Origin of the sequence: Arthrobacter sp. UYCo732, from assembly GCF_040547265.1 — a bacterium.
In the GTDB taxonomy this organism is placed as follows: domain Bacteria; phylum Actinomycetota; class Actinomycetes; order Actinomycetales; family Micrococcaceae; genus Arthrobacter.
The window spans coordinates 1-9,430 of the sequence record NZ_JBEPPJ010000035.1; the positions used below are offsets into that span (position 1 = coordinate 1).

Sequence of the window (9,430 nt, forward strand, 5' to 3'; positions counted from 1 at the left end):
AGACCCCGGTTCGCGAGGTCATACACGGCCGGCATGAGCTTCTTACGGGCAAGATCCCCAGTCACCCCGAAAAGCACCAACGACGACGGACCGGCAATCCGGGACAACCGACGGTCCCGCGGATCCCTGAGCGGATTGACGCCGGACTTGGGCCCGGTCCTCGCACTTGTATCAACGTAGGTAAGTGACATGCTGGCTTCTAACTTTCGACAGGGCAGTGCAGCCGCGCACCGGTGCTTAGGAGAGGATCTGCTCGCGGGTCTCACCGTAGGGAACGGTGTCGCTGAGGGCGAGCGTGTACCGGCTGGGAGTATGCCGGGTAACCAGAATGCCGGAATAGCAGTGCGGCCTGGCTACCTGCCTGAGGGTGGCCTCGGCGTCGTCGAGCAACTCGTAAAGACGGCTTGGCTCGGTAACAACTACTTCTAAATTGTGTGTGGCGTAGCTACGCATTTTGAACAGTTCCTTCCCATGGGTTTAAGTGCGCCCATGCGCCAACCCCACGTCTTTGGGGTGTTGTGTTCCTGGAATCGGATTCAGCACTGAACCGTACTGCCCGCGGTGACGTATCCCCGCGGGCAGTACAGGAAAGACATCCGGGCTGCAGGCCCCCTATCAAGAGGTCCTGCAGCCCGGAGGTGGCGTCCCGCGGCTGTTGGGAGTGCGGGACGCCGCCGTCAACCGGTTGGTTAGTTGATGGCGGCGCGGAGCTGCTTGGCTGCCAGTGCCGGGTCGGCTGCACCGTAGATGGCGCCGCCGGCAACGGCGACATCGGCGCCTGCCTTCTGGACGTCTGCGATGGTGGCGAGCTTTACGCCGCCTGCCACGGAGAACGGAACGCGGGCTTCTGCGCCGGCGCGGAGCAGACCGGTCAGGTCGAAGCCGGGCTTTGCCTGCTCGTCCAGGCCGGCGTGCATCTCAACGAACTTTGCACCCAGGGCGCGGACTTCCTTGGCCCGGGTCACCTTGTCCTCGATGCCGATGAGGTCAACGACAACGCCCTTGTTGTGGGCCTTGGCAGCCTTGACGGCGCCGGCGATGGTGGAGTCGTCGGCTGCACCGAGCACGGTGACCAGGTCAGCGCCGGCCTTGAAGGCGATGTCGGCTTCAAGTTCGCCAGCGTCCATGGTCTTGAGGTCAGCGAAAACAACCTTGTCCGGGTGGGCGTTCTTGATCGCGGTGATGACAGAGAGGCCTTCAGCCTTGATCAGCGGGGTACCCAACTCGATGATGTCAACGAATTCGGCAACCTGGCCGGCGAGTTCGAGGGCGGCTTCGGTGGTCAGCAGGTCGATAGCAACTTGGAGCTTCATGATGGTGTTTTCTTTCTGTTGGGAAATGCGATGGGTGTTGAAAATTGAGTGGATACTGCGGTGGGTGAAATCTGAGCCTCGATTATTCGAGGTTTGCGTGCCTGAGCCAGAGCTCTTCGGCAGGCACATCCGTGTTGTCCCACAGGGACTGGAAGAGTGCTTCGGTGGCGAGGAAAAGTACCTGCTCGAAGAGGGACCCCGAGTACTGGCGGGAAACGCTGGAGCCGTGGTCGGTCTTCTGGGCCGCGGGAAGGATGACCAGCGCATCAGCGAGGCCGGCAAGCGGTGAACTCGCGTTGGTGGTGAACACGGCAATCCGTGCACCCGCCTTAGCCGCTGTTTCGGCTGACTTGACAACCCCCGAGGTTGTTCCCGATCCGGAGGCCACCAGGAGCAGGTCTCCGGAAGCAATCGCGGGAGTGGTGGTGTCACCGGCGATGTGGACGTTCAGGCCCAGGTGCATCAGCCTCATGGCGGCCATCCGCAGGACGAGCCCGCTTCGGCCGGCTCCGGCGAAGAACACACGACCAGGATGGCTCAGGTGACGGGCCACGTCGGCGATCTGCTGTTCGTCGATCTTGGCCGCTGTGTCCGCGATCTCGTTCTGAACTAGCGCGAGATTCCGGACGATGTCATCCGTACTGCTGTACCCGGTAAGCGTTGCGTTTGCTGTCGGATTCACGATGTTTTCCCCTTCTATCCGGTCGTCGGTCCGTAGGAACCGAACGACGCTTTCTGGTTGATATCCATACTCCCGAAGCGAACGGGCAGGGGTAACACTGTTTTCTGACGGTTCTTACTACACTTAAGGATTGGCGCTCCTGCCGGAGTCGGGTGGAAAGTGCCGGAAAGCCGCAGTTTTGAAGGATTTATTGCATAGACTCTGGAGAACAAGCTAAGTCCACCGCCACGTACTTTCCGGATTGCTTGTTATCGACCGACCCGTAGCCCATTTCCCGGAGCGCAGACTTTTGGCCTCGCCGTCCTCATTCCAGTCCCAGATTTATCGGTCCCTGCCGGAAATCGAGAGGGCCGACGCGATCGTGGACAGGATTACCAAGGCCATCGGCCTCGGGCTGCTCAAAGTAGGTGAACGTTTGCCACCTGAAGCGGCGCTCTCGGAAATGTTTGGGGTTGGCGGCGCGACACTTCGCGAAGCCTTGGGGGAACTGCGCGAGCGTGGAGTCGTGGAGACCCGCAGAGGCCGGAGCGGGGGGACGTTCGTCGTCCGCCAGCCTCGCACCCAGACTGACGCCATCCGGGACTGGTTCCTCTCGACGTCCATTTCGGAAATACGTGACATCGGAGACGAACATTCCGCTATCGCAGCCACCACCGTGCGCCTGGCCTGTGAGCGCGCCGAAGCACATGACTTCGAGCGGCTTCAGGAACTTGCGCGAGCATTGGTACTGGCCGATACCCCCGAAGTGCGTGCACCTGCTGACAGCCGCTTCCACATCGAGTTGGCAATAGCCGCCCAGTCACCGAGACTTGCCAACGCCGAGATCCGGCTTCAGGAAGAGACAGTTCAGCAGCTTTGGACTCCCCTCACGGTGAAATTTGACCCCGAACAGGCAACCGCTGAACACTTGGAATTGGTCCGGGCAGTCGCCCAGGACCAGCCCGAGAAAGCCCAGAAACTTGTCCTTGAGCACATCAGGCGCAACATTTTCCACCTGATCGACAAGAAGCTCACCCTCGGCTACGCCCAATCAACCCAGGATGGTCAATGAAGCCCGCCGCTGAAGTCGTACATGCTGCCACCGCCCTGTCTTCCTGGCTGAGCGGCGTCTGCGCTGAGGTCGCTAAGCTCTCCAGCGACGTTTCCTCCCTCCTGGAACGGAATCTCGCCGGCAAGTCCCGCGCCGACAGGGCTTCCCTCAAGGGCTTGGATGAATTTCCCCGGGAGTTCCTGACGAAGAACAGCTATGCAGCCGGGTCCGGGACCTTCTTCGCGGTGGAAACCCTCGAGGAGGGGGTGCCGGCTTTGGACTGGTGGGCCCGCAAGGAACACGGCACCATCGGCAGGCTCGACCTCGACATGACTCCAGGCAGCAGCCGCTATTACGACTATGAGAAGCTGCCATTCTTCTCCACCGCCGCTTCCACAGGTGAGCAGAGCCTGTGGGGGCCATATGTGGACTTCCTCGGCTTCGAGGAATACATCCTGACCTTTGCGGCTCCGCTTTCTGTCCATGGCCGCTTTACTGGCGTGGCTGCCTGCGACATCCGGATCAAGGACTTGGAACCCCTCATCATGCCCACCCTGCGCGCCGTTCCCGGAGATGCGGCCCTCGTCAACGCCAGCGACCGCGTCATTCTCGGCAACTCCGGGTTATACCTCGTTGGTGAGCGGATTAAGTCCGGCTACCCCAACCAGCATCGGTTGGCCCTTGACGTCCCTCACCTGGGGCTCTCCCTGATTTACACGGTCTAGACGCGGTCTAGACGGGCACTCCCCCAGACCCAAAGAAAGGCTGGGGTCACCGAAGCGGGAAAAAGTTCTGCAAATAAAAGCTATCGGAATAGAGCTTTTAAGCTGTAACCTCTGGGAGTGATCTGTTACACATGTCCTACCGTGGAGCAGTCACTAGTCCTTCGGCACCAGAGGAAGAACTTCGCTAGCTCGGACAACAATCTTGTCCACGTCACGAGAGCTCAATTCCTGAAGGTGGCCTGCGAGCGACCCCTTGGCGCACTTGTCGGCATAGCTTTACCCCTGCGCGCACCGGGAGCCTGTCTCGTTTCCCTGCCAGTCCGTCGTCCGGACCAACATGCAGCTGCAATATCGCACTGCTGATTGGCGCCGTAGCAGAACACGCCGGGCTGGATAGTTGTGGTTTCCCACAGCCACTGGGAGGTCCAAAAACCGAGTTCCATAACGAAGAAGTCAGAGACGACTTGAGTAGTTTTAGGGAGATTTTATGAGTGAAAATCGTTTAGACAGCAAAGATCACCTGGAAAGGTCGATCGACTGGAAGCAGGGTTTGGCCATTGCGCTGGGTGTGCCCTTGCTGATTTTGCCCTCGTTGGGCTACCTGCCAATGTATGTGTCGGCCGCGGCAATTCTGGTCTGGGGAATCTCTGTCCTTCAGGGTTTTATGCAGAGCACCGCGTATGCCGAGATGGCCACCACGTTCCCCAAGGCCTCCGGCCTGCCGGGATTTGCGCAGCACGTATTCCGGACTGAGAACTACAAGGGCAAGTACGACAAGGGCAAGCTGATCGGGGGCTTCAGTGCCTGGAGCTACTGGTTTGCCTGGAACCCTGTGTTGGCAATTTTTTCGATCCTGGTCGGCGGTTACCTGCATGGGCTGTTTCCGGTGCTGGCCGAGACATTCACCGAGTATCAGCTTGCCCTGATCTCCGGCCTGGTGATTTTCACCGGACTGTTCATCGTCAACTGGTTCGGCCTCAAGGACGGCGCCAAACTGGGTTACGTCCTGGCTGCGTTCTCTCTTATACCCCTCATTGTCCTGACCGTAGCGCCTTTCGCCACCGGGAATGTCGACCTGTCAAACATCACCGGCAGCTGGATGCCGGCCGACTGGGCCTGGGACATGCACCACATCCTGATTCTCTTTGGCATCTTTGCGATCGCACAGTGGAGTGCCTGCGCTTGGGAAACGGCGGCCATCTACGGCCCCGAATACAAAAACCCGTCCAGGGATGTTCCCAAAGCGCTGTATGCGTGCGGCATCATCTGCTTCTTCTCATTTGTCTCAGTGCAATCTGCAGTGATCGGCGTGCTCGGTGTTGAAGGCGTACTGGCCGAGCCCTTGTCGCCCCTGATTCCAGTGGCCCAGGCCGTGTTCGGCCAAGCCGGCACCATGGTCACCATCATCATGCTGATCGCCGCCATGATCCTCATCATCCAGACGGCCTACCTGGGCTCCTCCCGCGCCATGCACTCCATGTCCAGCGAAGGCAACCTCCCCAGGGTTCTTGGCAAGACAAACCGCCAAGGGACTCCGTTTGTTGCCATGCTGGTTATCGGGGCCTTCAACCTGGTGCTGATTTCGATGGGAACCCCGGCGGCAATACTTGCGGCGTCCGCGATTGGTTACACCTGCGCCAACGGCATCAGCCTGTTCGCCTACGTAAAGGCTAAGAATCACCCGGCCTTCGCCAACCTCGAACGGCCCTTCAAAGCACCCAAGGGCTGGAAAAAGGTGGCCCTGGTCTTTGGCCTGTTCAATCTGCCCCTCTGCCTGGTCGGCGTGGTCTACCTGAACAGCCTGGAGGTCGGTTGGACCTCAACCTGGGTTGGTTTCCTCGTACTATCGCTCTACATACCCATCTGGTTGTATACCCAGCATGAATCCCGCCGGCTGAAGGACAAAGCAGCCGCTATTCCCTCTTCAGACGAGGACGCCGGAGATCTTGAAAAGGTTCCAAATCCCAGATGACGGAGCCGGCCAGGGCTTTCCAGCTGAAGAGTCCGGCGCATGTGCCCTGATCATGTCCACCGCGAGTTGCGTCCTAGCGGCGTAGTACAGGGCATGGTGGTCGCCGAGCCCACCGGGCGGACAGTGGTACGTGCTGATTTCACGGCGGATACCGGGCATTTACACGGCCCGGTATCCGCCGTGAGCGCGTTTCTGGCGGCTGCTTGCCTGTCAACAGTGCGGAAAGGAAAATAAATCTTAATTCTTGGGCCTTAATTATCTAAAAAGGACTGGACTAGATGAATTACGTCCCGTAGGTTTGCACATAGGACGAGGAGCGTGACTCGCATCACACCAGCAGGGCTCAGAGCAGAGCCCGGCCGGCCATACACAACACGCCCCTTCCCGAGTCCCAGTCGGCGCCTGGCTTGCTATTCAGCCCCCGTCGCAACGCACTAAAAGAGCAACCGTTCTGACAACACTTTCACAACACTATTCATAGGAGAGACCATGGAAACCACCCTCGTAGGAACACTGAGCAAGGCCGGATCCATCCACAAGGTAGAAAACGGGTTCATCGGCCTGCCGTCGATGGACGAGCCCGGGACGGTCGCCGCGATCGGCGACTCCCTCCACAACCCCGAGGGTTCGGTCATGTGCGCCGGCTTCTTCGAGCTGAAGGCTTCCGAGCCGCTGGTGTACACCTACACCTACGACGAGATGAAGGTCGTCATCAAGGGCGAGTTCATCCTCACGGACCAGACCACCGGCGAAGTCACGCACGCCAGGGAACGCGACGTGCTGTTCTTCCCCAAGGGCACCACCGTCAAGTTCGAGACCCCCGAGTACGGCCTGGGGTTCTTCGCCGGCGACCGCACCTTCAACCCGTAAGGACCGGCCATGCGTTCCGCGTCCATGCCGCCATCAGCCGGCAACGGCCTGGAACCTGGTTTCCGCGGTGTCATCTGTGTATCTTTTGGACTCACAGATGACACCGCAGTTCCAGAAACCGATGGCCAGCCCCGCTACGATCTCCATTTCGAAGCAGCAACCGCCGACAGCCTCTCGGAACTGAAGTCTGTATTCAGCACTGCCCGTGTAGGCGCCCGCCTTGTCCTCGCCGGCCCCACAACTGATATCCGTGCAGCCGCCGCAGCCGCCGCGGACTGCGGACTCCTGGGCGAGGAAGTAACACTCCTGCCCCAGGAAACCGGACCCCGGTTTGTTTATTGCCCGCATTGCATTACCACCACCACTGATGAGGCAGCCGGCACCGAGGTGAAGTGTCAAGGATGCGCCACCACCTTGACCGTCACTGATCATTTTTCCCGACGAATTGGCTCATATTTGGGCTACTCAGCCCATGCCGAGGAGGCAGCATGACCGCGATGGCGCTCCAGCCCCAGGCCCACCCGGCGGTGGAGGGAGGCCTCCAGCTGGAGGTGATGGACGTCAGCCGTCAAACGGAATCGATTGTCAGCATTACGATGGCTGCTCCGGAAGGTGGAACGTTGCCCTCCTATGTCCCGGGGAGCCACCTGGTGGTCCAATACGGGAGCGGCGTCAATGCGTACTCGCTGACAGGTTCAGGCAACGCACCATCCGATTACACCATCTCTGTTCTGAGGGTCGAAGAAGGCGCCGGCGGCTCCGTGGCCATGCACCGGCTTTGCGTCGGTGACCGTGTTAACGTTTCGCGCCCCCGGAGTGCGTTTGCTCCCGCATCAACGGCGACGCATCATCTGCTTGTTGCTGCAGGAATCGGGATCACACCGATTCTTTCGCATGCCAGGGCCGCCGTGGAACGTGGCAACACAGCTTCAATGATCTACGTGCACCGGCCAGACGCCGGCGCCCACGTGGCGGAAGCGCGGGAACTGCTGGGGCCGGGGTTGACCGCTTTGGTCGAGTGCACCGACCGGGGCAGTTTCCAAAACGTTCTGGCGGAAGCGCTCACAACGCAGCCCCTCGGCACCCACCTTTACGTGTGCGGTCCGGTTGTCTTCATGGACGCGGTCCTGGAGGAGGCCCGGAGCCAAGGCTGGTCATCGTCCCGGCTCCACTCAGAAGCCTTTGGCGCAGCCGAACTGGACGCTGGTGAACCCTTTACGGTGCATCTGGCACGCAGCGGCGTCAGCTTGGAAGTCCAGGCAGGCGTTTCGCTGCTGGAGACGCTCGAAACAGCAGGGAAAACCATTCCCAATATGTGCCGTAAAGGCATCTGCGGCGAATGCGTCCTGCCCGTGCTTGGCGGCGCACCCCAGCACCGGGACCTTTACCTATCCGACCAGGAAAAAGCCGCGAACACCACAATGATGTGCTGCGTTTCGCGTAGCAACGACCCAGAATTGGAGTTGGACCTTTGAGTAGCACGATCATCGAAACCGATCCTGACGCCGCACTCCTCGCGGAACGGATCAGGCGCTTTCCCTTTCCATTTGCCTCCGACACATACCGCTACAGCGCGAACGTCGAACCGGCCAATAAGGAAAAGAATACAGAGGCCGGTTCCTGGGGTGCCGGGGTGATCGACATCGACGAGTTCTACCATCAGGAACTTGCGGACCGCGAGGCGATCCTGGCCCGCGACCCGTCACGCATGCAGGTCCTGCCCCACATGCGGCCCGCCGTGTGGGACACGATAGCGATGCTCCTGCCGGCCATGGCAGAGGAAAACCCGGAAATCATGTCCTTCCACCGGGAAGGGAGCGCCTGCCGCTGGCAGAACAAGCTGCAGGGCCTGGACATTGAATTCATTATGGGCGATGAGGACTCGCTGCCCATGGAGCCTATCCGGTTCCTCGGCACACAGATCCAGGACGACATCGTCCTGCTCGACGTCCGGGACAACACGATGTGGCTCGACGCCGGCCTGGTCACCTTCGCCGCGGACTGGTCCTTCAATTTCGATGTCGGCATGAGCTTCCTGGAAATCCACGGCCCCGTTCCCCGGGTCAAGGAAGAAAACATCGTCGCACGCGCTGAGCAATTCCTCATGCGGCTCCAACCCGGAGAGCAGTTCCGCCGCACCAACTGGACCATGACCATCGGCCAGCGCCTGGACACCTCCACCGAAACCTACCCCGAATGGGGCCCGGACCGCGGAACCATTGCCACCGACCCCGACATGCCCGACAAGCTCCACCTCCGGGTTGAAGTCCAGCACCTGATCCGCCTACCCCACACCGGCGTCGTGCTGTTCCTGATACGCAGCTACCTCTTGCCCCTCAGTGACATCGCCAAAGTCCCCGCCTGGCGGAACAAACTCGGCCACGTCCTGGCAGAACTTCCCGAGGACATGGCCGAGTACAAAGGCATCATCCGCTACCGCAAAGCAGCATCTGATTGGCTGCTGGCCCGCTAAACGCCCGCAGCGCGCCATAAATAGAGCAATAAGAGAATATCCCTAAAAAAAGCTAGACTAAATGATTTATTTCACGTAGCTTGGCTGCAACGAGGAACACGTGACTGGTATCACGCCAGCGGAGTTCAGAGTTGAGCTCCGCTGGCAACGTCCAGTCCCGGCGTCCTCCAGGCAGTTTCAAGCACATGAGTGGTCTGCCACGTATTCGCCAACGCCGCTCATGTCACGGGGCAACTCGCCTGTCAGGCCATAGGGGATCTCATCCTCAAGAAAGAACCAAGGAGAAAACCATGACTCTCAACACTGAAATCCACACCGAGGTCGGGGTAGCACACCCGCTCGATCCGCTCTCCCGTGAGGAGATT

The 9,430-nt window shown here is 60.0% G+C and carries 10 protein-coding genes and 1 pseudogene; 7 read left to right on the plus strand and 4 right to left on the minus strand.

The features are described 5' to 3' along the window. From ABIB45_RS22060 to hxlB, 4 genes and pseudogenes are all read right to left on the minus strand, one after another. Positions 1-191 (minus strand): annotated as a pseudogene (locus ABIB45_RS22060) (glucose-6-phosphate dehydrogenase); the annotation flags it as partial. A gap of 46 nt (positions 192-237) precedes the next feature. Then, positions 238-453: a hypothetical protein gene (locus ABIB45_RS22065; RefSeq protein WP_354217973.1), complete on the minus strand. Its 216-nt coding sequence runs from the start codon at positions 451-453 to the stop codon at positions 238-240. 236 nt (positions 454-689) lie between these two features. Beyond that, on the minus strand, positions 690-1,313 hold the full coding sequence (hxlA, locus tag ABIB45_RS22070) for a 3-hexulose-6-phosphate synthase (protein WP_354217974.1): 624 nt from the start codon (positions 1,311-1,313) through the stop codon (positions 690-692). 82 nt (positions 1,314-1,395) lie between these two features. Beyond that, the gene (hxlB, locus tag ABIB45_RS22075; RefSeq protein ID WP_354217975.1) at positions 1,396-1,995 is read right to left on the minus strand and encodes a 6-phospho-3-hexuloisomerase; all 600 of its coding nucleotides are present in this window, start codon (positions 1,993-1,995) and stop codon (positions 1,396-1,398) included. A gap of 361 nt (positions 1,996-2,356) precedes the next feature. Between hxlB and ABIB45_RS22080 the strand changes: the two genes are divergently transcribed. The 7 genes from ABIB45_RS22080 to ABIB45_RS22110 all read left to right on the plus strand — a co-directional run bounded on the left by ABIB45_RS22080 (position 2,357) and on the right by ABIB45_RS22110 (position 9,065). Then, complete coding sequence (locus tag ABIB45_RS22080) at positions 2,357-3,046, plus strand: FadR/GntR family transcriptional regulator (RefSeq protein WP_354217976.1); 690 nt, start codon at positions 2,357-2,359, stop codon at positions 3,044-3,046. Beyond that, a complete protein-coding gene (locus ABIB45_RS22085; protein ID WP_354217977.1) occupies positions 3,043-3,750 on the plus strand; it encodes a cache domain-containing protein in 708 nt (235 codons plus the stop codon). Before ABIB45_RS22080 ends, ABIB45_RS22085 begins: the two co-directional genes overlap by 4 nt. Before the next feature lie 487 nt (positions 3,751-4,237). Next, positions 4,238-5,722, plus strand: a complete 1,485-nt coding sequence (locus tag ABIB45_RS22090) for an APC family permease (protein ID WP_354217978.1) — start codon at positions 4,238-4,240, stop codon at positions 5,720-5,722. A 489-nt stretch (positions 5,723-6,211) separates the two neighbouring features. Beyond that, positions 6,212-6,592: a cupin domain-containing protein gene (locus ABIB45_RS22095; RefSeq protein WP_354217979.1), complete on the plus strand. Its 381-nt coding sequence runs from the start codon at positions 6,212-6,214 to the stop codon at positions 6,590-6,592. 9 nt (positions 6,593-6,601) lie between these two features. After that, positions 6,602-7,084, plus strand: a complete 483-nt coding sequence (locus tag ABIB45_RS22100) for a dimethylamine monooxygenase subunit DmmA family protein (RefSeq protein ID WP_354217980.1) — start codon at positions 6,602-6,604, stop codon at positions 7,082-7,084. Next, complete coding sequence (locus tag ABIB45_RS22105) at positions 7,081-8,067, plus strand: PDR/VanB family oxidoreductase (RefSeq protein ID WP_354217981.1); 987 nt, start codon at positions 7,081-7,083, stop codon at positions 8,065-8,067. The genes ABIB45_RS22100 and ABIB45_RS22105 overlap by 4 nt, the downstream gene beginning before the upstream one ends. Continuing rightward, on the plus strand, positions 8,064-9,065 hold the full coding sequence (locus ABIB45_RS22110; RefSeq protein WP_354217982.1) for a heme-dependent oxidative N-demethylase family protein: 1,002 nt from the start codon (positions 8,064-8,066) through the stop codon (positions 9,063-9,065). Before ABIB45_RS22105 ends, ABIB45_RS22110 begins: the two co-directional genes overlap by 4 nt. Positions 9,066-9,430 lie beyond the last annotated feature (365 nt).

Coding starts and splice junctions, on each gene's coding strand:
- ABIB45_RS22100 (WP_354217980.1), top strand. CDS start 6,602: ATGCGTTCCGCGTCCATGCCGCCATCAGCCGGCAACGGCCTGGAACCT.
- ABIB45_RS22095 (WP_354217979.1), top strand. CDS start 6,212: ATGGAAACCACCCTCGTAGGAACACTGAGCAAGGCCGGATCCATCCAC.
- ABIB45_RS22105 (WP_354217981.1), top strand. CDS start 7,081: ATGACCGCGATGGCGCTCCAGCCCCAGGCCCACCCGGCGGTGGAGGGA.
- ABIB45_RS22065 (WP_354217973.1), bottom strand. CDS start 453: ATGCGTAGCTACGCCACACACAATTTAGAAGTAGTTGTTACCGAGCCA.
- ABIB45_RS22085 (WP_354217977.1), top strand. CDS start 3,043: ATGAAGCCCGCCGCTGAAGTCGTACATGCTGCCACCGCCCTGTCTTCC.
- ABIB45_RS22090 (WP_354217978.1), top strand. CDS start 4,238: ATGAGTGAAAATCGTTTAGACAGCAAAGATCACCTGGAAAGGTCGATC.
- hxlA (WP_354217974.1), bottom strand. CDS start 1,313: ATGAAGCTCCAAGTTGCTATCGACCTGCTGACCACCGAAGCCGCCCTC.